This window comes from Citrobacter sp. U14242, from assembly GCF_046555775.1.
Lineage (GTDB): Bacteria > Pseudomonadota > Gammaproteobacteria > Enterobacterales > Enterobacteriaceae > Citrobacter.
Map to the genome: position 1 here is coordinate 37,777 of NZ_JBKGLW010000013.1, position 21,607 is coordinate 59,383.

General features: G+C 54.7%; 20 protein-coding genes and 1 pseudogene. 10 read left to right on the forward strand and 11 right to left on the reverse strand.

The genetic code is table 11. The features are described 5' to 3' along the window. Window positions 1-59 precede the first annotated feature (59 nt). Window positions 60-311 carry a type II toxin-antitoxin system Phd/YefM family antitoxin gene (locus ACLJXE_RS20075; RefSeq protein WP_410751816.1) on the forward strand — a complete coding sequence of 84 codons (252 nt, stop codon included), beginning with the start codon at window positions 60-62 and terminating at the stop codon, window positions 309-311. Further along, the gene (locus ACLJXE_RS20080) at window positions 308-595 is read left to right on the forward strand and encodes a type II toxin-antitoxin system RelE family toxin (protein ID WP_410751817.1); all 288 of its coding nucleotides are present in this window, start codon (window positions 308-310) and stop codon (window positions 593-595) included. The genes ACLJXE_RS20075 and ACLJXE_RS20080 overlap by 4 nt, the downstream gene beginning before the upstream one ends. Here ACLJXE_RS20080 and yjdP read toward each other — a convergent pair. Both yjdP and ACLJXE_RS20090 read right to left on the reverse strand, forming a co-directional pair. Then, entirely contained in the window at window positions 592-921 is a 330-nt protein-coding gene (gene yjdP, locus ACLJXE_RS20085) for a DDRRRQL repeat protein YjdP (protein WP_410751818.1), read from the reverse strand. The genes ACLJXE_RS20080 and yjdP overlap by 4 nt on opposite strands. 69 nt (window positions 922-990) lie before the next feature. Beyond that, window positions 991-3,255 (reverse strand): ATP-binding protein, encoded by a 2,265-nt coding sequence (locus ACLJXE_RS20090; protein WP_410751819.1) that lies wholly within the window; start codon window positions 3,253-3,255, stop codon window positions 991-993. Between the two features lie 114 nt (window positions 3,256-3,369). On the opposite strand from ACLJXE_RS20090, the gene ACLJXE_RS20095 reads away from it, so the two are divergent. The 6 genes from ACLJXE_RS20095 to ACLJXE_RS20120 all read left to right on the forward strand — a co-directional run bounded on the left by ACLJXE_RS20095 (window position 3,370) and on the right by ACLJXE_RS20120 (window position 9,483). Continuing rightward, window positions 3,370-4,893: a sugar ABC transporter ATP-binding protein gene (locus ACLJXE_RS20095; RefSeq protein WP_410751820.1), complete on the forward strand. Its 1,524-nt coding sequence runs from the start codon at window positions 3,370-3,372 to the stop codon at window positions 4,891-4,893. Then, window positions 4,886-5,881: an ABC transporter permease subunit gene (locus tag ACLJXE_RS20100; RefSeq protein ID WP_286627912.1), complete on the forward strand. Its 996-nt coding sequence runs from the start codon at window positions 4,886-4,888 to the stop codon at window positions 5,879-5,881. The genes ACLJXE_RS20095 and ACLJXE_RS20100 overlap by 8 nt, the downstream gene beginning before the upstream one ends. A gap of 32 nt (window positions 5,882-5,913) precedes the next feature. Beyond that, window positions 5,914-6,855: an ABC transporter substrate-binding protein gene (locus tag ACLJXE_RS20105; RefSeq protein WP_410751821.1), complete on the forward strand. Its 942-nt coding sequence runs from the start codon at window positions 5,914-5,916 to the stop codon at window positions 6,853-6,855. A gap of 68 nt (window positions 6,856-6,923) precedes the next feature. After that, a complete protein-coding gene (locus ACLJXE_RS20110; RefSeq protein WP_410751822.1) occupies window positions 6,924-7,607 on the forward strand; it encodes a D-lyxose/D-mannose family sugar isomerase in 684 nt (227 codons plus the stop codon). A 14-nt stretch (window positions 7,608-7,621) separates the two neighbouring features. Further along, the gene (locus ACLJXE_RS20115) at window positions 7,622-8,482 is read left to right on the forward strand and encodes a ketose 1,6-bisphosphate aldolase (protein ID WP_410751823.1); all 861 of its coding nucleotides are present in this window, start codon (window positions 7,622-7,624) and stop codon (window positions 8,480-8,482) included. Next, complete coding sequence (locus tag ACLJXE_RS20120) at window positions 8,479-9,483, forward strand: carbohydrate kinase family protein (protein ID WP_410751872.1); 1,005 nt, start codon at window positions 8,479-8,481, stop codon at window positions 9,481-9,483. Before ACLJXE_RS20115 ends, ACLJXE_RS20120 begins: the two co-directional genes overlap by 4 nt. Here ACLJXE_RS20120 and ACLJXE_RS20125 read toward each other — a convergent pair whose 3' ends face one another. Continuing rightward, window positions 9,484-10,215, reverse strand: coding sequence for a response regulator (locus tag ACLJXE_RS20125; RefSeq protein WP_410751824.1), 732 nt, complete (start codon window positions 10,213-10,215; stop codon window positions 9,484-9,486). A 288-nt stretch (window positions 10,216-10,503) separates the two neighbouring features. Between ACLJXE_RS20125 and fdhF the strand changes: the two genes are divergently transcribed. Both fdhF and yjcO read left to right on the forward strand, forming a co-directional pair. Next, window positions 10,504-12,651, forward strand: coding sequence for a formate dehydrogenase subunit alpha (gene fdhF / locus ACLJXE_RS20130; RefSeq protein WP_286627907.1), 2,148 nt, complete (start codon window positions 10,504-10,506; stop codon window positions 12,649-12,651). A 91-nt stretch (window positions 12,652-12,742) separates the two neighbouring features. After that, window positions 12,743-13,426, forward strand: a complete 684-nt coding sequence (yjcO, locus tag ACLJXE_RS20135; RefSeq protein WP_410751825.1) for a Sel1 family TPR-like repeat protein YjcO — start codon at window positions 12,743-12,745, stop codon at window positions 13,424-13,426. 51 nt (window positions 13,427-13,477) lie between these two features. Here the strand turns inward: yjcO and gltP are convergent, their stop codons facing one another. The 8 genes and pseudogenes from gltP to nrfA all read right to left on the reverse strand — a co-directional run bounded on the left by gltP (window position 13,478) and on the right by nrfA (window position 21,555). Further along, window positions 13,478-14,788, reverse strand: a complete 1,311-nt coding sequence (gene gltP, locus ACLJXE_RS20140) for a glutamate/aspartate:proton symporter GltP (RefSeq protein ID WP_286627905.1) — start codon at window positions 14,786-14,788, stop codon at window positions 13,478-13,480. A 345-nt stretch (window positions 14,789-15,133) separates the two neighbouring features. After that, complete coding sequence (nrfG, locus tag ACLJXE_RS20145) at window positions 15,134-15,754, reverse strand: heme lyase NrfEFG subunit NrfG (protein ID WP_410751826.1); 621 nt, start codon at window positions 15,752-15,754, stop codon at window positions 15,134-15,136. Then, window positions 15,751-16,125: pseudogene (gene nrfF, locus ACLJXE_RS20150) on the reverse strand (heme lyase NrfEFG subunit NrfF); the annotation flags it as partial. The pseudogene nrfF and the gene nrfG, both read right to left, overlap by 4 nt. 25 nt (window positions 16,126-16,150) lie before the next feature. Further along, entirely contained in the window at window positions 16,151-17,878 is a 1,728-nt protein-coding gene (locus ACLJXE_RS20155; protein WP_410751873.1) for a heme lyase CcmF/NrfE family subunit, read from the reverse strand. A gap of 8 nt (window positions 17,879-17,886) precedes the next feature. After that, complete coding sequence (gene nrfD, locus ACLJXE_RS20160) at window positions 17,887-18,843, reverse strand: cytochrome c nitrite reductase subunit NrfD (RefSeq protein ID WP_410751827.1); 957 nt, start codon at window positions 18,841-18,843, stop codon at window positions 17,887-17,889. After that, complete coding sequence (nrfC, locus tag ACLJXE_RS20165) at window positions 18,840-19,511, reverse strand: cytochrome c nitrite reductase Fe-S protein (protein WP_202037163.1); 672 nt, start codon at window positions 19,509-19,511, stop codon at window positions 18,840-18,842. Before nrfC ends, nrfD begins: the two co-directional genes overlap by 4 nt. Continuing rightward, on the reverse strand, window positions 19,508-20,074 hold the full coding sequence (gene nrfB / locus ACLJXE_RS20170; RefSeq protein ID WP_410751828.1) for a cytochrome c nitrite reductase pentaheme subunit: 567 nt from the start codon (window positions 20,072-20,074) through the stop codon (window positions 19,508-19,510). Before nrfB ends, nrfC begins: the two co-directional genes overlap by 4 nt. 44 nt (window positions 20,075-20,118) lie before the next feature. Next, window positions 20,119-21,555 carry an ammonia-forming nitrite reductase cytochrome c552 subunit gene (gene nrfA / locus ACLJXE_RS20175; RefSeq protein ID WP_410751829.1) on the reverse strand — a complete coding sequence of 479 codons (1,437 nt, stop codon included), beginning with the start codon at window positions 21,553-21,555 and terminating at the stop codon, window positions 20,119-20,121. Window positions 21,556-21,607: the final 52 nt, after the last annotated feature.

The window sequence follows — 21,607 nt, forward strand, 5'->3', positions numbered from 1 at the left end:
TGTTAACCGGTCTCTGACATCCTATTCTAAGACCAGTTAAAAGGTCTTTAGGAGGAACTATGCCACATATCATCTTAAGCGACACCACTGCCAGCGTGAGTGAACTGAAAAAGAACCCGATGGCGACTGTCAGCGCCGGGGATGGATTTCCGGTCGCCATACTGAACCGTAACCAGCCTGCTTTTTATTGCGTGCCAGCAGCGCTTTACGAAAAGATGCTTGATGCCCTGGACGATCAGCAACTGGTTAAGTTAGTCAGTGAACGTAGTCAACAGCCACTGGTGGATGTGGATCTGGACAGCTATTTATGAGTTATACGGTAAAGTTCAGGGAAGACGCGCTGAAAGAATGGCAAAAACTGGATAGAACCATTCAACAGCAATTTGCTAAGAAACTTAAGAAATGTTGTGAAAATCCCCATATCCCCTCAGCAAAGCTTAGGGGAGTAAACGATTGCTATAAAATCAAGCTACGTACGTCAGGGTTTCGTCTTGTTTATCAAGTTATTGACGACACCCTGGTCATCGCGGTTGTTGCAGTCGGTAAACGCGAACGCAGCGAGGTATATCACCTCGCCAGCGAAAGGCTGCGTTAACGATCGTAATCGTATTCCATTCTGCGCTCTTCATCTTCCAGTTGACGCCGTTCCTGATCGAGCTGCCGCTGGCGATCGTCTAACTGACGGCGGCGGTCTTCGAACTGGCGCCGGCGATCATTATATTGCCTGCGGCGATCGTCACTCATCTGACGCTGCCAGCTTTCATCACGCGAGTCATCGTAATCCCGATTGTTATCCGGGTTATAAGCATCGCTGACGGCACGTTGAATATTGCCAATGGCGTCATCAATAATGTCTGCATGCGCCGAAATCGTCGTCAACATCAGCAAACTGAATAAAAAGAGCGTCGGGGTGCGTTTCATCAAACCAGCCTCATAAAGAAACTGGCTCCACGGTAATCAAAGTGCTTTGATGCGAGTAGCGGAGGAATCTCAATTACGCGAGTGGCGCAGCGCCTGCGCCAGCTCCCCCCGGGTAAAGGGCTTACGCAATAACGCTACATCCGGTAATGCCGGGTTGTGCGCCGGGCGTAAATCCTGGCCGCTGATCAGCAGGATGGTCAGCTGCGGGTGATGTTTCAACGCATAGTTAACCACATCCACGCCGCTTAACCCGCCAGGTAGCATGAGGTCGCTGACCAGAATATCTATCTCTGAGGACGCGGTGAGCATATGCATTGCCTGCTCGCCGTTGGCGGCCTCCAGCGTCAGATACCCCAGCAGATGCAACTGCTCACACAGCGTCTGACGCACGTCGGCCTCATCTTCGAGCACCAACACCAATTTTTCGCCGCTGTTCGCCGCATGTTGCGCTGTCGGTTCTGCCTGAATCTGTACCGGTACTATAGCGCGGGGAAGCTGTAACCGGACGGTTGTTCCCTGCCCCGGCGCGCTCTCAATTTCCACCCGACCACCAGACTGGCGGACAAAACCGTACACCATCGACAGCCCCAATCCGCTGCCGCTACCGGTCTGTTTGGTGGTGAAAAACGGCTCAAAAACCTGGGCTTTAATCTCCTGCGACATTCCACAGCCCTGGTCAGCTACCTCCAGCATCACCATGTCCTGCTTGCGTCCGTCACTGCGCGTGACCCGCTGATTCCAGCTACGAATTTTAATTGTGCCCGTCTGCCCGTCCATCGCATCACGAGCGTTCATCACCAGATTGATAATGGCGTTTTCCAGTTGGCTAACGTCAATCCACGCCGGCCAGGCGGGCGATTGGGCCTCGATTTCCAGCGTCAACGTGTTAGGTAGCGAATGGCGCATCAGTTCGCCCAGGTTTTCCAGCAATGTTTTCAGCTCCACCGCATGCGGATGCAAAGACTGTTTGCGTGAAAAGGCCAGCAGTCGCTGGGTCAGCATCGCCCCACGTTCAGCCGCTTTTAGCGCCCGGTTGATCCGTGGCGCATCGGGCGAATCCGGATTCACCAGATCCAGACTGCCGATAATCACCGCCAGCAGATTATTGAAATCATGCGCCAGCCCCCCCGTCAGTTGCCCTACCGCTTTCAGCTTTTGGCTGTGTAGCAGTGCTTCTTCCAGCCCCTGGCGTTCGGTGCGGTCGATTTCCATCTGGGTGGTTTTTTCTTTCAGCAACCGGGTGGTGTGCTCGAGCGACGCCGTATTGCGGGCAAACACGCTAAAGGCGCGGGCCAGTTCGCCCAGTTCATCACGCCGCTGCAGGGCCGGGACGCTGACATCTGATTCCCCATGCGCCAGGCGGGTCATCGCGCGCGAAATAGCCGTCAGGTTGGAGCCAAGATTGCGGTAGATATACCAGCCGGCAAAACCGGTGATCACCACGGCCAGCAGCGCAAAAATCATAATAAACAGCGCACCAGACTGTAACTCCTGGTGGCTTTGCGCCACCCGCTGTTCGGAGATTAACGCCACCTGCGAAGCATACTGGTTGATATCACTGTTGAGGATCGCTACCAGCGCTTTGATATGAAACATATACCAGTTGATCGCCAGGTCGCTTTGTTCCAGTGCGGCAGAAAGCGGCTCCAGCTTATGCAGTTCCTGATTGAAATCGTTGAGAATGCGGCTAATCAGCAGGTTACTGGCTTGCAGAGGCAGCGCGGGCATCACGCCGTCCAGTTGTTTGATTACCGAGCGCGGTGCGGGCGTCTCAATGGCAGCGACGATCAGGCGGTCCATCTGCGTAAGCAACGTGTCATCCTGCGCGCCGGTGAGTTTTTGCAGATGGCGTAAGTAGCTTTGATTCTGGTACAGCGAACTGAGCAGCGCGTTACGCTCCAGATGCCGCCGCTGTCCGCGCTGCAACATACCTTCCACACTGCTTTGCAGTTCATTGCTGCGTTGAATAATACGCTCGACCAGCCCCGGCTCCTGCTGTGCCAGCGGCGCAGCGGCCAGTTGTTCCAGCGAATGCTTCAGCGCCCGCTGGGTCTCCTGCAGACGTTCCGCTTCACCTTTGTATTCCAGCGCCCCCACCACCTGCGACAGTCGCACCGCCGCCGTTGCTACATTTGCCGTATCGCGCGCCAGATTCATGCTGCCGGTCATATCATCAACCGTTTGCTGTTGCACCTGCTCCTGAATCTGACTGGCATGCTGAAAACCCAGCACCGCTACGCCGCTGACCATCAACGTAACCGCCACCACCAGCAGGTTGAAAAACAGTAATCGCCCGCGCGCACTGGCGAAAAAGTGATGTCCTGGTTGCGGCATATCACGCCCCATGAAGAAAAATCGCAATATGACAAATATGAACGGCTTCTGACATTTTGCATTTACATTCCTGTGATGGACTGCTGATATCGGCCACCCCGCAGGAGATCCGCTATGAGCAGGACACCGGTTCTGGAAATGCGCAACATTGCCAAAGCGTTTGGCAAATTTTACGCGCTGAAAGGGGTCGATTTAACGGTCTGGCCGGGTGAGATCCATGCCCTGATGGGCGAAAACGGCGCGGGGAAAAGCACCCTGATGAAGATCCTCGCGGGGGCCTATACCGCCACCAGCGGCGAGATCCTGATTGACGGACAACCTTTTCATATTCGTGGACCCAAGGATGCGTTAAGTGCAGGCATTACCCTGATTTATCAGGAGATGCAGCTCGCACCAAATCTGACGGTGGCGGAGAATATCTTCCTCGGCAGTGAATTGTCGCGCGGTGGTCTGGTCCAGCGCAAAGAGATGGTGACGCAGTCGCAGAAGGTTATCGACCGACTCGGTGCCCAGTTTAAGGCCAGCGACCGGGTCATGACGCTGACCATCGCCGAGCAGCAGCAGGTCGAAATCGCCCGCGCCCTACACCGTAACAGCCGTATCCTGGTCATGGATGAACCCACCGCTGCCCTCTCCTCGCGTGAGACGCACCGCCTGTTTGAACTGATCATGCGCCTGCGCGATGAAGGGATGGCGATTATCTACATCAGCCACCGCATGGCAGAAGTGTATGAACTCTCCGATCGCGTCAGCGTACTGCGCGATGGGCAGTATGTCGGTAGCCTGACCCGCGACAAGCTTAATGCTTCGGAACTGGTGCGCATGATGGTTGGCCGCCCGTTAAGCGATCTGTTCAACAAAGAGCGCGATATCCCGCTCGGCAAAGCGCGCCTGAACGTGCATCACCTGACTGACGGCAACAAAGTACAGCCGTGCAGTTTATTAGTGCGTTCCGGGGAAATTGTCGGCCTTGCGGGTCTGGTGGGCGCCGGGCGATCCGAACTGGCGCAGCTGATTTTTGGCGTACGCAAAGCGATCGGCGGCATGATTGAAGTCGACGGCGAGCCAGTGGTTATCCACTCCCCGCGTGAAGCCATTGACCACGGCATTGGCTTTCTGACCGAGAACCGCAAAGAACAGGGGCTGTTTTTGGAACTGGCGGCGGCAGAGAACATCACCATGGCGACGCTGGAGCGTGACGCCAACTGGGGCATGCTCGATCGCAAAAAAGCGCAGGCCATTTCCGATGACGCCATCCAGTTGCTCAACATTCGCGTGCCGCATGCGCAAGTCCGCGCGGGCGGCTTGTCCGGCGGCAATCAGCAAAAATTACTCATCTCACGCTGGGTGGCAATTGGCCCCCGCATTTTAATCCTCGATGAACCCACGCGCGGCGTGGACGTCGGTGCCAAAAGCGAGATCTACCGGATCATGAACGATATGGCACGCAAAGGCGTGGCGATCCTGATGATCTCCAGTGAATTGCCGGAAGTGGTCGGCATGAGCGATCGGGTATATGTCATGCGGGAAGGCAGTATTGCCGGCGAGCTGGACGGGAAAAGCATTACCCAGGAAAACATTATGACGCTTGCAACCGGCGTGAACGACTCCCATCATCAGGCGGTGCCCCATGAATAATTCAACCCCTCCCCGGCAGGTGGCGAAATCCGCCTCCGCGAAAAAAATGTTGATGAGCGATCTGATGCAAACGGTCGGCATCTTACCCATTCTGATCCTGATCGTGGCGGTATTTGGCTTTATCGCGCCAAACTTTTTTACGGAGAGCAACCTGCTGAATATTACCCGTCAGGCATCGATCAACATTGTGCTGGCGGCGGGCATGACGTTCATCATTCTCACCGGTGGGATCGATCTCTCCGTCGGTTCAATTCTCGGCACCACTGCCGTTGCGGCGATGGTCGTTTCTCTTATTCCTGAGCTGGCCATGCTGTCGATTCCGGCAGCGCTGATGCTCGGCCTGGTGCTGGGGCTGTTTAATGGCGCACTGGTCGCCTTCGCCGGACTGCCGCCGTTTATCGTCACGCTAGGGACTTATACCGCGTTACGCGGCGCGGCCTACCTGCTGGCGGATGGCACAACGGTGATCAACTCCAACATCAGCTTTGAGTGGATCGGCAACAACTATCTCGGTCCGGTACCGTGGCTGGTGGTGATTGCACTGGCGGTGGTGGTGGTGTGCTGGTTCATTCTGCGCCGCACCACGCTGGGCGTCCATATCTACGCGGTTGGCGGCAATATGCAGGCCGCACGCTTAACCGGCATCAAAGTGTGGCTGGTGCTGTTATTCGTCTACGGCATGAGCGGTTTGCTCTCAGGTCTTGGCGGGGTGATGAGTGCCTCGCGACTGTACAGCGCCAACGGCAACTTAGGCATGGGCTATGAGCTGGACGCCATCGCGGCGGTGATCCTCGGCGGCACCAGTTTTGTCGGCGGGATCGGCACCATCACTGGCACGCTGGTGGGGGCGTTGATTATCGCCACGCTCAATAACGGCATGACGCTGATGGGCGTGTCTTATTTCTGGCAACTGGTGATCAAAGGGGCGGTGATCATCATAGCGGTGCTGATCGACAAATACCGTACCCGGCATCATCAAAGTGCATAACAACAAAACCCTACAGCTACGAGGAATACAACATGCGTTTGAAGCCATTAGTTACCGCGCTCTGTGCTGGCGCACTGCTTGCCGCGACGCCATATGTGCAGGCAAAAGAACTGAAATCAATCGGCGTCACGGTGGGCGATCTTGCCAACCCGTTCTTCGTGCAGATAACCAAAGGCGCGGAGCTGGAAGCACGCAAGCTGGCAGGCGATAGCGTTAAAGTGACGCTGGTCTCCAGCGGCTACGATCTGGGACAGCAGGTCTCGCAGATCGACAACTTTATTGCCGCCAAAGTGGACATGATCATTCTTAACGCGGCGGACTCCAAAGGCATCGGCCCGGCGGTCAAACGTGCGAAAGATGCGGGCATTGTAGTGGTCGCCGTTGACGTGGCAGCGGAAGGCGCAGACGCCACCATCACCTCCGATAACACCCAGGCCGGTGAAATGGCCTGTAAATACATTACCGACCGCCTGAAAGGGAAAGGTAACGTGGTCATCATCAACGGGCCACCGGTTTCCGCCGTGCAGAACCGCGTGGAAGGCTGCCAGACCGAGTTCAAACGCCACCCGGACATCAAGGTGCTGTCACATAATCAGAACGCCAAGGGCAGTCGTGAAGGTGGTCTGGAGATCATGACCGCCCTGCTGGCGGCCAATCCGAAGATCGACGGCGTGTTTGCCATTAACGATCCTACCGCGATCGGTGCCGATCTGGCGGCAAAACAGGCACAGCGTAATGAGTTCTTTATTGTTGGCGTAGACGGATCGCCGGACGGTGAAGAAGCGCTGAAGCGCGAAAACTCATTATTTGTGGCGACCCCGGCACAAGATCCGCAGGTCATGGCTGCCAAAGCGGTCGAAATCGGCTATGACATATTACAGGGGAAACCCGCACCGAAAGAGCCCGTGCTGATCCCGGTGACGATGATCGATAAAAACAACGTCGGCAGCTATAAGGGTTGGACGGTGAAATAACCCGCCACAACAACGCCGGATGGCGGCAAAAATGCCCTGTCCGGCATGATATAAGGAGAATTCTGCCCATGAAACGCTCCGCAATAAACGAAATTCTTGGCCACACACGCCAGTTTTTTTCCCAGCACGACGTGCATCTCCCCGCTTTCGCCAGTTTCCCGCCCACGCAATGGCGAAAACTTGATGCTTCCGCCTGGAGCGAAGTCTTTGACCTTAAATTGGGTTGGGATGTCACCGCATTTGGCGGCAACAATTTCGCCGCTCAGGGCTTAACGCTGTTTACCCTGCGTAATGGCTCGCCAAAAGGTATGCCATACGAGAAATGCTACGCAGAGAAAATCATGCATGTTCGCGATGCCCAGGTGACGCCGATGCATTTTCACTGGCGCAAGCGTGAAGACATCATCAATCGTGGCGGCGGCAATCTGATTATCGAACTGTGGAACGCCGGTATCAGAGAACAAACGGAGGACAGCGACGTCAATGTGGTCATTGATGGTTGCCGACAAACCCATGCTGCAGGTAGCCAGTTACGCCTGGCACCAGGGGAAAGCATCTGTCTGACGCCCGGTCTGTATCACAGCTTCTGGGCTGAAGAAGGGTTTGGTGACGTGCTGGTCGGTGAAGTTTCTTCCGTCAATGACGACGACCACGATAACCATTTTCTGCAACCAATAGCCCGCTATAACGACATTGAAGAAGACGAACCGGCGCATCTGGTGCTGTGTAACGAGTACCGCCTGTTCCGTTAACCAAGGAGCGTATTATGCCGTTAATTTCCCTCGCCGATGGGCTTGCCCATGCCCGCGAGCACCGCTATGCCTTAGGGGCATTTAACGTACTGGACTCACACTTCCTGCGTGCGCTGTTTGCTGCCGCAAAACAGGAACGTTCGCCTTTCATTATCAACATTGCCGAAGTGCATTTTAAATATATCTCGCTGGATTCCCTTGTCGAAGCGGTCAAGTTCGAAGCCGCCAGGCATGACATTCCGGTGGTGCTAAACCTTGATCACGGTCTGCACTTTGAGTCAGTGGTTCGGGCGCTGCGCTTAGGCTTCAGTTCGGTCATGTTTGATGGTTCCACGCTGGAATACGAAGAAAATATCCGTCAAACCCGCGAAGTCGTGAAGATGTGTCATGCGGTGGGTGTATCGGTGGAAGCTGAGCTCGGCGCGGTGGGTGGCGATGAAGGCGGCGCGTTGTACGGTCATGCTGATGAATCATTGTTTACCGACCCCATGCTGGCACGGGACTTCGTCGACAGAACCGGTATTGATGCGCTGGCTGTTGCTATTGGCAATGCACACGGCAAATACAAAGGCGACCCCAAACTCGACTTCCCGCGTCTGGACGCCATTCGTCAGCAGGCAGCGATCCCGCTGGTGCTACACGGCGGCTCCGGCATTAGCGACGACGATTTCCGTCGGGCAATCGAGCTTGGCATTCACAAAATCAACTTCTACACCGGTATGTCGCAGGCGGCACTGGCTGCGGTAGAGTCGCGTATGGCGAATCGCCAGCCGCTGTACGACGAATTCGCCGAACTGCTGCTGAGTATTGAGGAAGCCATTACCGATACCGTTTCTGAACAGATGCGTATTTTTGGTAGCGCGGGGCAGATCTGATGGAACGTAAAGGCATTATCGCCGCAGGAAATATGCTGGTCGATCATGTACATCAGATTGTGCAGTGGCCAGAACGCGGCTGGCTGGCGGAGATCACCCGTAGCGAACGTGCAACAGGGGGGGCTCCGCTGAACGTGTTGCTCACGCTGGCAAAAATGCACACCGGGCTACCGTTGCAGGCAGTAGGCTTAATTGGCAAGGACAGCGATGGCGACTACATCATGGCGATGCTGGAACAGTATCACGTTAATCGCCAGCATGTTCAGCGTACGACATCAGCCCCCACGTCGATGTCGCAGGTGATGACCGATCCCAGCGGCCAGCGCACCTTTTTTCACTCACCGGGCGCCAATCGGCTACTCGATCTGCCTGCGTTTGAGCTGCTGGATACCTCGATGAAAATCTTCCATCTCGGCTATCTGCTGCTGCTCGATAGTCTGGATATGCCGGATGTGGAATTTGGCACTCGTAGCGCACGGCTGCTGGCGCAAATGCGCGACAACGGCTTTGAAACATCGCTGGATCTGGTCTCACGCAAAGGCGATCCACGCTACCAGCCACTGGTGATGCCAGCGCTGCGCCATCTCGACTATCTGGTGATCAATGAACTGGAGGCCGGGGAATTCAGCGGACTGGAGATCCGCCAGCCCAACGGCGAGTTGCATATTCTGCACATCGCGACAGCCGCCCGTGAACTCCTGGACGCAGGCGTGCGCCAGCGGGTGGTGATCCACTGTCCGGAAGGCGCATGGGGTGAAGCTCCTGATCAGGCTGGCACCTGGATACCCTCACAATTACTGGCCCAGGAAGAGATCGTCGGCAGTGTCGGCGCGGGGGATGCGTTTTGCGCCGGTTTTCTGTATGGCTGCCACGAACGCTGGTCACTGACGGATAGCGTGAGACTGGCGCACGCCTGCGCACGGGCCAGTTTGCTGTGCGCCAACGCGATTGACGGCGCCAAAACGCTGGCAGAGTTAAAAACCGCAATGACTGATGCCTGATTACGCCGCCTTATCGTGATGCTGCACGTCGGCGGCAAAAACATAACCCAGCCCGCGCAGGGTTTTAATCAACATCGGCTGATGCGGGTTAGCCTCTATCTTTCGCCGTAGCCGCATGATTAACACATCAATAGTGCGGTCAAACACCTCAACGCTGTCACTGCGCGTGAGTTCTAACAGTTGTTCGCGACTCAGCACCCGACGGGCGTTCTGTGCCAGCGCCAGCAGCAGACTGTATTCGCCCTGCGTCAGGTCCACCTTCAACTGCTGAGGATTACGTAACTGACAACCTGCGGTGTCCAGATGCCAGCCATTAAAGGATAACCCCGTGGTGTGTGGACCGCTGCTTTCGGGTGTTAAAACACCGACACGCCTGAGCACGGCTTTTACCCGCGCCACCAGTACCCGCGCATTGAACGGTTTGCCGATATAATCATCCGCCCCCATTTCCAGCCCCACGACCACATCCGATTCGCTACCTAACCCTGTCAGCATCACCACCGGTAATCCCGGCCTTATTTTTTGCACCTGCTGAAGCACCATCAGGCCATTAATATCGGGCAACATCATGTCCAGCAATACCAGCGCGATATCCGGCTGAGTATCAATGCAACGCAGCGCATCCTGTCCGGTATGACAGGCAGTCACCGCAAAGACGTGTTCACTCAGCACATCCTGGAGCAATGTGCAGATTGCCTCGTCATCATCCACAACCAGTATGGCTGGCTTCATCGTTCCTCCCCATTTCTGGCCAACTTAAATGAGTGTGATTGATTCTGCACAGAGTGACAGCGATAAGGCACAAGGACATGTGGGAAACATAACCGCGGTCACACTGCCGGGGCGTCACGTATTGAAGATTCGTCACGTCAAATATGACGACAGCCTGTTTTTCGTCAGGGTTTTGCGCAAAATTCGCCCGTATTATCGGCGAATGTCCCTGATAAAAACATGGCATAAAAGATGCATAACGAAAGCGACAAGCGCGTATGCGCGATTTGATTAACTGGAGCGAGACCGATGAAAAAAGTCGTCACGGTTTGCCCATATTGCGCATCAGGTTGCAAAATCAACCTGGTGGTCGATAACGGCAAAATCGTCCGGGCTGAAGCGGCGCAGGGGAAAACCAACCAGGGTACCCTGTGTCTGAAGGGCTACTATGGCTGGGATTTTATCAATGATACCCAGATCCTGACCCCTCGTCTGAAAACCCCAATGATCCGTCGCCAGCGTGGCGGCAAACTGGAATCCGTTTCCTGGGATGAAGCGCTTAATTACGTCGCCGATCGCCTGAGCGCCATCAAAGCGAAGTATGGCCCGGACGCCATTCAGACGACCGGTTCATCTCGCGGTACGGGTAACGAAACCAACTATGTAATGCAAAAATTCGCGCGCGCCGTTATTGGTACCAATAACGTTGACTGCTGCGCTCGCGTCTGACACGGCCCTTCGGTTGCAGGTCTGCACCAATCGGTCGGTAACGGCGCAATGAGTAATGCTATCAATGAAATTGATAACACAGATTTAGTGTTCATCTTCGGGTATAACCCGGCGGATTCCCACCCTATCGTGGCGAATCACGTGATCAACGCTAAACGCAACGGGGCGAAAATTATCGTCTGCGATCCGCGCAAAATTGAAACTGCGCGTATTGCCGACATGCACATCGCGTTGAGAAACGGCTCGAATATCGCGCTGCTTAACGCTATGGGTCATGTCATCATCGAAGAAAAACTGTACGACCAGGCATTCGTCGCCTCGCGTACGGAAGGATTCGAAGAGTACAGCAAGATTGTCGAAGGCTACACGCCGGAGTCCGTCGAAGATATTACTGGCGTTAGCGCTCAGGATATCCGTCAGGCTGCACGTATGTATGCTTCGGCGAAAAGCGCAGCCATCCTGTGGGGCATGGGTGTTACCCAGTTCTATCAGGGCGTGGAAACCGTGCGCTCACTGACCAGCCTCGCAATGCTGACCGGTAACCTCGGTAAGCCAAGCGTCGGTGTTAACCCGGTTCGTGGCCAGAACAACGTTCAGGGCGCATGTGACATGGGGGCGCTGCCGGATACCTATCCGGGCTATCAGTACGTGAAAGATCCGGCTAACCGCGAGAAATTCGCCAAAGCCTGGGGCGTGGAAAGCCTGCCTGCACATACCGGCTATCGCATCAGCGAGCTGCCGCACCGTGCGGCCCATGGCGAAGTGCGTGCGGCCTACATTATGGGTGAAGATCCATTACAGACCGATGCTGAACTCTCCGCAGTGCGCAAAGGCTTTGAAGATCTGGAACTGGTCATCGTGCAGGATATCTTCATGACCAAAACCGCCGCTGCCGCAGACGTTATTTTACCGTCTACGTCATGGGGCGAACATGAAGGTGTATTCTCCGCGGCTGACCGTGGCTTCCAGCGCTTCTTTAAAGCTGTTGAACCGAAGTGGGATCTGAAAACGGACTGGCAGATTATCAGTGAAATTGCCACCCGTATGGGTTACCCGATGCACTACAACAACACCCAGGAAATCTGGGACGAGTTGCGTCATCTGTGCCCGGATTTCTACGGTGCCACTTACGAGAAGATGGGCGAACTGGGTTATATCCAGTGGCCTTGCCGCGACACCTCAGATGCCGACCAGGGTACGTCTTACCTCTTCAAAGAGAAGTTCGACACCCCGAACGGCCTGGCGCAGTTCTTCACTTGTGACTGGGTAGCGCCAATCGACAAACTCACCCCAGAGTACCCAATGGTACTGTCAACGGTGCGTGAAGTCGGCCACTACTCTTGCCGTTCTATGACCGGTAACTGTGCGGCACTGGCAGCGTTGGCAGATGAGCCGGGCTATGCCCAGATCAACACAGCTGACGCTGAACGCCTGGGTATTCAGGATGAAGATCTGGTGTGGGTTAACTCGCGTAAAGGTAGAGTTATCACCCGTGCGGCAGTGAGCGATCGTCCAAACAAAGGCGCGATTTACATGACCTATCAATGGTGGATTGGGGCATGTAATGAACTGGTAACCGAGAACTTAAGCCCGATTACCAAAACGCCGGAGTACAAATACTGTGCCGTTAATGTTGAACGCATTGCCGATCAGCGTGCTGCCGAACAGTATGTGATTGATGAGTACACCAAGCTGAAAGCCAGCCTGCGCGAAAGCGCAATGGGTTAAGCTTGTCTCTACGGCCTCCATTCGGAGGCCGTTTTTTTATGCCAATAATCTCTCTATACTGTCCATTCCCTACTCTAAATCTAAATATAAGATGAAACGACTTTTCGCCTTGATGTTGCTAATAGCAGGCTTTGTTCATGCCGAAGAGCCTGGCAGTCAGTTTCTGAAGGCAGCCGAATCTGGAGACCGACGCGCACAATACTTTCTCGCTGATACCTGGTTTAGTTCAGGCGATTTGAGCAAAGCCGAATACTGGGCGCAAAAAGCCGCCGACAGCGGTGATGCGGATGCCTGGGCTTTACTGGCACAAATTAAGATAACCAACCCGGTCAGTCTGGATTATCCACAAGCCAAAACGCTGGCCGAAAAAGCGACCCAGGCTGGCAGTAAGGCGGGGGAAATTACGCTGGCAAGAATTCTGGTGAACACACAGGCCGGGCGCACAGATTACCCCAAAGCGATTACATTGCTGCAAAACGCCTCGGAAAACCTGGAGAACGACTCCGCTGTCGATGCGCAAATGTTGCTCGGGCTGATTTACGCCAATGGCGTAGGCATTCCCGCTGACGATGACAAAGCGACGTGGTATTTCAAACGCAGCTCCGCCATTTCTCGCACCGGGTATTCCGAATACTGGGCCGGGATGATGTTCTTAAACGGTGAGCAGGGTTTTATTGAGAAGAATAAACAGAAGGCGCTGCACTGGTTAAATCTGAGCTGTACGGAAGGGTTTGATACCGGCTGCGAGGAGTTTGAAAAGTTAACGAATGGCTAGTACTGGCAGATTGCCGGATGGCGCTACGCTTACCCGGCAATCTGTTAATCGTTACTGAGCGGTCTTTTCAAATTTGCCCAGCACGTCGCGCTCATAAGCCAGCGCTTTCTTACGGTCAAACTTGTGTTCCCACTTGGCAATCACCAGCACCGCCAGCGCGTTACCCACCACGTTCAGCGCGGTACGTGCCATATCGAGGATACGGTCAACACCGGCGATAAATGCCAGACCTTCCAACGGGATCCCCACACTGCCCAGCGTCGCCAGCAGCACCACAAACGATACGCCCGGCACGCCTGCAATCCCTTTCGAGGTTACCATCAGCGTCAGTACCAGCACGATTTCCTGCCACAATGACAGGTCAATACCGTACAGCTGGGCAATAAAGATAGCCGCGATACTCTGGTACAGCGTCGAACCATCCAGGTTGAATGAATACCCGGTCGGCACCACAAAACTGGTGATTGATGCCGGTGCGCCATAGGCCTCCATCTTCTCAATAATACGCGGCAGCACGCTCTCAGAGCTGGCGGTTGAATACGCCAGAATCAGCTCATCTTTCAGGATACGAATCAGGATCCAGATACTCAGACCACAGACACGCGCCACGATACCCAGCACCACCAGGGCAAAGAACAGGATGGCAAAATGCACCAACAGCACCAGCTTCGCCAGCGGCCACAAGGAGGCAAAGCCAAAGTTTGCGACCGTGACGGCGATCAGCGCAAAGACACCGACCGGCGCATAACGCATGACCATGTGGGTCACTTTAAACATGGTTTCGGAGATAGAGCGGAACACAGTCACCAGCGGTTCACGGTGCGTGGCAGGCAGAGAAGACAGACCTAAACCGAACAGCACCGAGAAGAAGATAATTGGCAGCATGTCGCCTTTCGCCATTGACGCAACGATGTTGGTCGGCACCAGTGACAAAATTGTGCCCATCAGGCCATGTGCATGACTCTGCACTTCTGCCGTTGTGCTTTGATATTTCGAAATATCCACGGTCGCCAGCTGCGACATATCAACGCCGGTACCTGGCTGGAATACGTTCGCCAGCGTAATACCGAGGATAATCGCCACGGTGGTGATCACTTCGAAATAGATAATGGTTTTAGCGCCAATACGGCCCAGCTGTTTTGCATCCCCCACCCCGGCGATACCCACAATCAGCGTGGAAATCACAATGGGCACGACGATCATTTTAATCAGGTGGATAAAGATATCACCCGCCGGTTGCAACAGGTTTAACACCAGCCATTCGCGGCTGTCACTATGGTAGTGCAGGTAACTCCCTAGCAAAATGCCCAGCACCATGGCGATTAAGATCTGCCATGCCAGGCTGACTTTCAAATTTTTCATAACAACGGACTTCCTCGATGGAGCGCTATTCCGCATATAAAAATGCAAGAACAGTACATACTGAAAGGGTATGATTTGTGTTGCGTTCGTTTATAGAGTTTTTTAACGCTTATTATCATTATCATTTGCACGCTATCTCGCGCAAGCCTTTCAGAACAGGGGGTTTAGCTGAAATTATGCATAAAAACGCGAGTTTATGTCGGTAATCATGAATAACTTTTTGTTATAAAAGAATTTTTATTTGATAAAAAATGAAGAAGTTCTACCATGAGTTTTTTTTGTCCACTTGTTCAACTGCCTGTTTTTTAAACAGGCAAAATGATGCAAATCACAAAAAAAACAAATTTATTTTTGCCGATTCTGCAACAACTTCGCCATATTAATGGAGTCGATCAACTGCGCACGATTCACCCTTGGCGAGTTTAAATCCATTACTTTTTGCCACATTGAAATCGCCTGTATGTAATCAGCCTGCATAAACGCATCGGAAGCCAGCAGCATCAGCGCGGTGACTTCGTTGCCGTCCATCGCCAGGGATTTATCGATCATTTCGCGCGTTTGCGGCGTCATATGCTGCCCGGCCTGGTAATACAATACCGTCGCCAACGCCGAGTAGATTTCGGCGTTTTCCCCCCGAAAACGCAGCGCCTGCTCATAGGCCAGCAGTGCATTGTGATACGCATTTTGCCAAAGATAATATTCCCCCAGTTGCGCCCATTGTGTGCTGTCTTGCGGATTAGCGCGAATTTTTGCTTGCAGCGAAAGCAGCTGTTTTTCCTGAACATTTTCATCAGAGAACGCATGTAATGGATCGGCCAGTCGTGTTTGCTCCTGGCGGACAGCCTGCCATTTTGGCGTCATCAGATAAGCCCCAATGCAGGCAGTAACCATCAGTACAGCCGCTGCGGCCAGCCGTTTCACTGGCATCGGGCGGAACGGTGTCACGGCACGTTCAGACTGACTCATCGCTCGTCCTCCTCGGTACGCTGGTGCGATATCACCCGCCAAATCGCCACGCCCACCAGCAGCAATAACACGCACGGTAGCGCCCATAGCAGCAGCGTTTGCTCATTCAGAGGGGGGTTATAACGAACGAAATCACCGTAACGCGCGGTCATCCAGGCAGTGATCTCTGCTTCGTTTTTACCCTCTTCAACCATGCTGTAAACCTGATGACGCATACTGACCGCCACCGGCGCATTGGATTCCAGTAAGTTTTGGTTTTGGCACTGCGGACACCGCAGTTGGCTGGCAATAGACAGGGCTTTTTCCTGCTGTTGCGGGTTATCAAAGCGCCAGGTGTCCACAACCTGGGCATGCGTCGAGAAAGTGATGAAAAACAGGATGATAAAACCGCAGATACTACGCATCGCGCGTCCTCCCCCGCCAACCACTGAGCAGTGCGCCGAGCACCATCAGCAGTCCTCCTCCCCAAATCCAGCGCACACCGCTTTGCACGTACAGGCGCATCGCATAACGGTCCTGCCCGGTTTTTTCGCCCATGACCGCATACCAGTCATGCAGCAGGTTCCAGCGAATACCCGGCTCCATCATTTGCTGGCGGCGCGCGGCATAGAAGCGTCGTTCGGGTTGAAGACTGCCAATACGTTTCTCATCCTGCCACAGCGTAATCAGTGCTTTTTCACTGGTGTAATTTCCTTTTGCTTCCAGATCGAGGCGCTCAAAACGGAAGAGATAACCAGCCAGCTCAACCTGCTGGCCCGGACTCAGATTCAGGCTAATCTCCTGGCGGCTGCCGCTGGAAAATACGATCCCCGCCGCGAAAACCAGTACCCCACTATGCGCTAACAGGGCCGGAATCTGGCTTCGTAGCGATCCTTTCCAACTTCTGATGGTTGCGATAACGATGACCGCCAGCATCAATAACCCAAACGGCAATGTGGCACGGTTAAAGTACGGCGCGCCAACCGAAAGTCGCCCCCAGCCAAACAGACCGTAAATCATGGGATATAGCGTGCCGATCAGTACGATCAGTAGCACCGCGCAAAAAAGCAGTAACGCAACCAGAATTAACATCTCGCGCGACCAGCCGCCGAAACGCGCAGTCTGGCGACCATCCTGTGCCCGCCAGGCGTACAGCCCGAGCGACGCCAGACTTAACACGGTAAACAGCGCAAACAGCGGCGCGGCACGGACGTTATCCAGCGCGAAAGCATGCACAGACACCAGGATGCCGGAACGCACAATCAGCGTACCCAGCAGCGATAAAATCAGCGTGACGATTGCCAGCAGCAGCGACCAGTGACGGAAGAGCCCACGCTGGCGCGAGACATACAGGCTATGCAGTAGCGCGCTGGCGGACAGCCAGGGTAATAAGGAGGCGTTTTCTACCGGGTCCCAGAACCACCAGCCGCCCCAGCCCAGTTCGCAGTACGCCCACCAGGAACCAAGGATAATTCCCAGCGTCAGGGCGCACCAGCCGGGCAGCGCCCAACGCCAGCACACCCAGGCGGTCTGTGCGTTAAACCCGCCACGCAACAACGAAGCCAGCGCCACCCCAGCCGCCACCATCAGACCACCGTAGCCCAGATACAGCAGCGGGGGATGCAGGATCAGCCCCAGGTGTTGCAGCATCGGGTTCAGGTCGCGCCCTTCAATAGCTGGCGGGAAGATACGCACAAACGGATCGGACCACACCACCACGAACAGCAGCAGTAAGGCCAACATCATTGACAGGACGCTGAGCGTCAGCGGGAACAGTGCATCCGGCTCACGTCGATAACGTAAAGCGAACAGCGCACTCCAGGCGGAAAGAAACAGCACCCACAACAGCAGCGATCCTTCATGACCGCCCCATACCGCCGCCAGCTTTAATCCCCACGGCAACAGGCTGTAGCTGTGCTGAGCCACGTAAACAACGGAGAAGTCACTGGTCATAAAACAGAAGACCAGAATGGCAAAGGCGATCAGCTGTAGCGTAAATTGCGTCCACGTTCCCACGCAGGCCAGCTGCATCACACCCTGCCAGCGCCGGCGGAGCCCCACCAACGCGGCAAGCGGGGTCAACACGTTGACCCCGAGACTTAACAACAGAGCCAGAAAACCGGCTTCAGGAAGGAAGACGTCCAGATATCACCTTACACAACGGTTAGCTGTCCTGCATACAAAATAAAGAAACGCAGCAGCAGCACGCCAGTCAGGCTGGCACCACATACCGCCAGTACGCCATGAAACGTTGAGCTACGATTAGCCCACGGTTTCAGCAGCATCGGCAGGAACAACCCAAGCCCGGCAACACCCAGCCAGAACCACCAGGTCCAGAACCCGCCGCCCAGTGCCGCCGCCAGCGCGCGCATCTTGCCGTCATCACCCAGCGCCAGCCCGACAAAGAACGCCGCCAGCAGGAAGATTTCCAGCCACACCACCGGCGTTTCCATACGGTGGACAAAGTGCGCCTCGGTGCTATGCGGGTTACTGCGATGGCGCAGCGCCATAGCGATCAGCGCCACCGCCGCACCAGAGGATATCCCGGAGAACAGGAACAGCACCGGCAGGATCGGGTTATTCAGGAACGGGTAGGATTTCAACGCCGACAGCAGGAATCCGGTGTAGGCCCCGAGCAGAACCGCCAGCACCAGCATCACCGTTTCAAGCAACCGATGGAACGGCGTGATTAGCGTCAGGAGTTTTTGCACGATCGTCAGTCGCGGCACGAACCGCTGTTGCAGGGCAATCACCTCTTTTTCAAAGATTTTTGCCAACCACAGCACCAGCACCACCATGTACAACTGAAACAGCATGACCCCCATCGACATCACCGAGGTGAAGCTGTAGTGGAACATCAGTTTCCAGAAAGTCCATGGACGCGTCAGGTGGAATACCAGGATCAGCAGACCAAGAATAATGGCTCCCGGTCCCAGTACCAGCGTGGTGCGCAGCAACGTGCTGTCAGCACCGCCCGCTTCCGGGTGCAGCCGTCGTAACAATACCGACAGCGTCACCAGCCCGGCAGATATGCCTATCAGAAACAGATAGATGGCAATGGGCCAGTCCCACACCAGTGATTCAAAATGAAATGCAGAAGCGGGTGTCATTGGCTCACCTCCCCATATTTAAAGGGAACGCGGTAGACCTTCGGTTTCGTGCCCAGCGCCAGCTTGTAACGGTAGGTATTTTTCTGGTGCAACAACCGCGAGATTTCGCTGTTGGGGTCGTCCAGATTACCAAACGTCAGCGCTTTCGTCGGACATGACTCCACGCAGGCGGGCTGCTTGCCCGCTTTCAGGTTGGTTTTGCGGCAAAAATCGCATTTATCCGCCGTCTTGCTGACCGGATGAATAAAGCGCACGCGATAAGGACAGGCGGCGATGCAATACTGGCAACCGACGCACAAATCCGGGTTCACATCCACAATGCCGCTGGCGGCATCGCGATACGATGCCCCCGTCGGACAGACGTCAACACAGGGCGCGTGATCGCAGTGCTGGCACGAGTGACGGAAGAAACGATACTTCACATCGGGAAACGTCCCCAGCGGTTCACTGCGAATGATCGTCAGACGCGAGACGCCTTCCGGTACGCTGTTAACTTCCCGACAGGCATCCATGCACGCGGTACAGCCGATGCATAATGACTCATCATGTACCATGCCGTAACGCACGCCATTAATGTTTAACGTCTTCGCTACGACGCGTCCCGCCGTCCCGCTAACAGCCACCAGCGCGCCGACGCCGGTGATAAACTGGCGACGAGAGCAACTCATGGATGCTCCTTAAGCAAGGGAATCGACGCCGGGTTAAAGTTTGGATTGTTACGCTGATCGCTGTGGCAATCGACGCAAATCTTGATCCGTCCTTTATCGCTTAGCGTCTGCATCGTGTCTTGCTTCGAATGCAGTGAGTGACAGCTGGCGCACGCTACTTTCGTCACGTGAACATCGTGCGGCCAGAACGCTTTTTGCAACTGCTCAGGCAGGTGACAGGACATACAGACGCTGTTCTGCTGCTCCACGTTGTACATCGGCTCGTTAAAGCGCATCACATCCTTCACCCCTTCACGGTGGTTTGGAGATGGCTGGCCGTGACAGTTGGTGCAGGTAACCGGCAGTTTATTATTGGGGTTGATGACTTCTGCATGTTTACCATGCATACCTTCGGTATCCGGCTTGTGACAATCGAGGCACGCCGCATCCGGGTTACGCTGTTGGGTGACCGTCCAGCGTTGATCTGACTCCTGCGGTGTTGGCGTGGCGGTTATCCCGCTCAGGCTCCAGAACAGACCTGACGCCAGCACCCCAGCAGTTAATAACGAACGTAATACGCTCATATTCACTCCGTTGAGTTATCCGCCCCTTGCGAGGCGGAATGGGGTTATTGGCTTAACAGACCGTTTTTACGCGCCTGATCTTCCCATTGCGGAATCACCGTTTTGATGAAGTCCTGCTTCTCAGCGTTGATTTGCTGCATGTTCAGACCAATTGCCTGCTGGGCTTTCTCTTTGGTCGAGATATCCGGCAGCGGGATTTCATGCGTGATGCCTTTGGTCGCCAGCAGACGGACCAGTTTGGTACGCGCATCAGCGGCTTTATCCATCGCGCTCCCCAGCATGCGCAGACCTTCTTCCGGTGCGTGCATATGGATACCATGAGAAGCAATCGACAGATCCCAGCGCCATTGTGCGTGGCGAATGTCTTCCAGAATCGGCTTCATTTCCGCTTCCGTCGCACCCGCATCCCACGCAGCCTTCGCTTCGAAGTGCGCATGTACCAGTTGATCTTCAACTTTGATTTTCAGGTCATGAATCGCTTGCTTACGCTCAGCAACCACTTTTTGCAAGGACGCTTTGTCCTGGGTGTGGCAGTTGGCGCAAGTCTGTGGGAAGTTGTCGAACGGGTTACCAATCTTATGATCGGTGTAGATTTTGCCTTCTGCGTTCTGCACTTTCGGCATGTGACAATCGATACAGGTCACGTTGTTCTTACCGTGAATACCTGCACTCCAGGTTTCATACTCCGGGTGCTGCGCTTTCAGCATTGGGGTTTTAGACAGAGAGTTCGTCCAGTCGGAGAACGCGATAGCATCGTAATATTTCTCCATGTTCTCGACTTTCATACCGTCATCCCATGGGAACTTAACGGCTTTATTCTTACCGTCGAAGTAGTACTCTACGTGGCACTGACCGCAAACCATGGATTGCTGATCAAAGCGGCTAGCTTTTTCAAACGGTTTGCCGATGGTTTCCATCGCACGCTCGGCATAAGGACGCGACAGCGTCAGTTCCGGCTTCCCTTTCGCGAAATCTGCTGATGCCGTGTTATGGCAGTCAGCACAGCCGAGGTTGTTAACAATTTCCGGGCCGCCACGCGCCCATTTACCGTGGAAGTACCCATCTTCACCGTCTTTCTGGATCAGACGCGCGACGTCCGGGCTTTTACAGCTCCAGCAGGCCATCGGCAACGGACCATCTTCAGCCGTTTTTGGCGCACCGGTACGTAACGTTTCACGCACATCGGTCACCGCATACGCGTGTCCACGCGGTTTGTTGTAATCGCGGGAGAAAGGATATCCCGCCCACAGGATCACCAGACGAGGGTCTTCTGCCAGCGCATCTTCACGGGCTGACTGTTCAGACGTGGCTTTCCAGGAGAGGTATTGATCAGGATGCTGAGGGGCGAAGGTTTCATTCTTCGCTTCAACGGTGACGGTCTTTGCGGGTACAGAGGTTTGCTCAGCGTGAACGGCAGTAATAAATAAAAATGGTAATATCAGGCTGAAGAAACGGCGTACGCGTGATTTTGTCCTTGCCATAGGGGTCTCATCCAGATGTCGCCATTATCTGCAATGGCGGTTCTTTTATTGT

Excerpts from the sequence above, each read along its gene's own strand:
- ACLJXE_RS20115 (WP_410751823.1), top strand. The coding sequence starts at position 7,622 with ATGCCGTTAATTTCCCTCGCCGATGGGCTTGCCCATGCCCGCGAGCAC.
- ACLJXE_RS20090 (WP_410751819.1), bottom strand. The coding sequence starts at position 3,255 with ATGCCGCAACCAGGACATCACTTTTTCGCCAGTGCGCGCGGGCGATTA.
- ACLJXE_RS20105 (WP_410751821.1), top strand. The coding sequence starts at position 5,914 with ATGCGTTTGAAGCCATTAGTTACCGCGCTCTGTGCTGGCGCACTGCTT.
- ACLJXE_RS20100 (WP_286627912.1), top strand. The coding sequence starts at position 4,886 with ATGAATAATTCAACCCCTCCCCGGCAGGTGGCGAAATCCGCCTCCGCG.
- nrfC (WP_202037163.1), bottom strand. The coding sequence starts at position 19,511 with ATGAGTTGCTCTCGTCGCCAGTTTATCACCGGCGTCGGCGCGCTGGTG.
- nrfA (WP_410751829.1), bottom strand. The coding sequence starts at position 21,555 with ATGGCAAGGACAAAATCACGCGTACGCCGTTTCTTCAGCCTGATATTA.
- nrfD (WP_410751827.1), bottom strand. The coding sequence starts at position 18,843 with ATGACACCCGCTTCTGCATTTCATTTTGAATCACTGGTGTGGGACTGG.
- yjdP (WP_410751818.1), bottom strand. The coding sequence starts at position 921 with ATGAAACGCACCCCGACGCTCTTTTTATTCAGTTTGCTGATGTTGACG.
- nrfG (WP_410751826.1), bottom strand. The coding sequence starts at position 15,754 with ATGAGTCAGTCTGAACGTGCCGTGACACCGTTCCGCCCGATGCCAGTG.
- nrfB (WP_410751828.1), bottom strand. The coding sequence starts at position 20,074 with ATGAGCGTATTACGTTCGTTATTAACTGCTGGGGTGCTGGCGTCAGGT.
- gltP (WP_286627905.1), bottom strand. The coding sequence starts at position 14,788 with ATGAAAAATTTGAAAGTCAGCCTGGCATGGCAGATCTTAATCGCCATG.
- ACLJXE_RS20080 (WP_410751817.1), top strand. The coding sequence starts at position 308 with ATGAGTTATACGGTAAAGTTCAGGGAAGACGCGCTGAAAGAATGGCAA.
- ACLJXE_RS20075 (WP_410751816.1), top strand. The coding sequence starts at position 60 with ATGCCACATATCATCTTAAGCGACACCACTGCCAGCGTGAGTGAACTG.
- ACLJXE_RS20125 (WP_410751824.1), bottom strand. The coding sequence starts at position 10,215 with ATGAAGCCAGCCATACTGGTTGTGGATGATGACGAGGCAATCTGCACA.
- yjcO (WP_410751825.1), top strand. The coding sequence starts at position 12,743 with ATGAAACGACTTTTCGCCTTGATGTTGCTAATAGCAGGCTTTGTTCAT.
- ACLJXE_RS20095 (WP_410751820.1), top strand. The coding sequence starts at position 3,370 with ATGAGCAGGACACCGGTTCTGGAAATGCGCAACATTGCCAAAGCGTTT.
- ACLJXE_RS20110 (WP_410751822.1), top strand. The coding sequence starts at position 6,924 with ATGAAACGCTCCGCAATAAACGAAATTCTTGGCCACACACGCCAGTTT.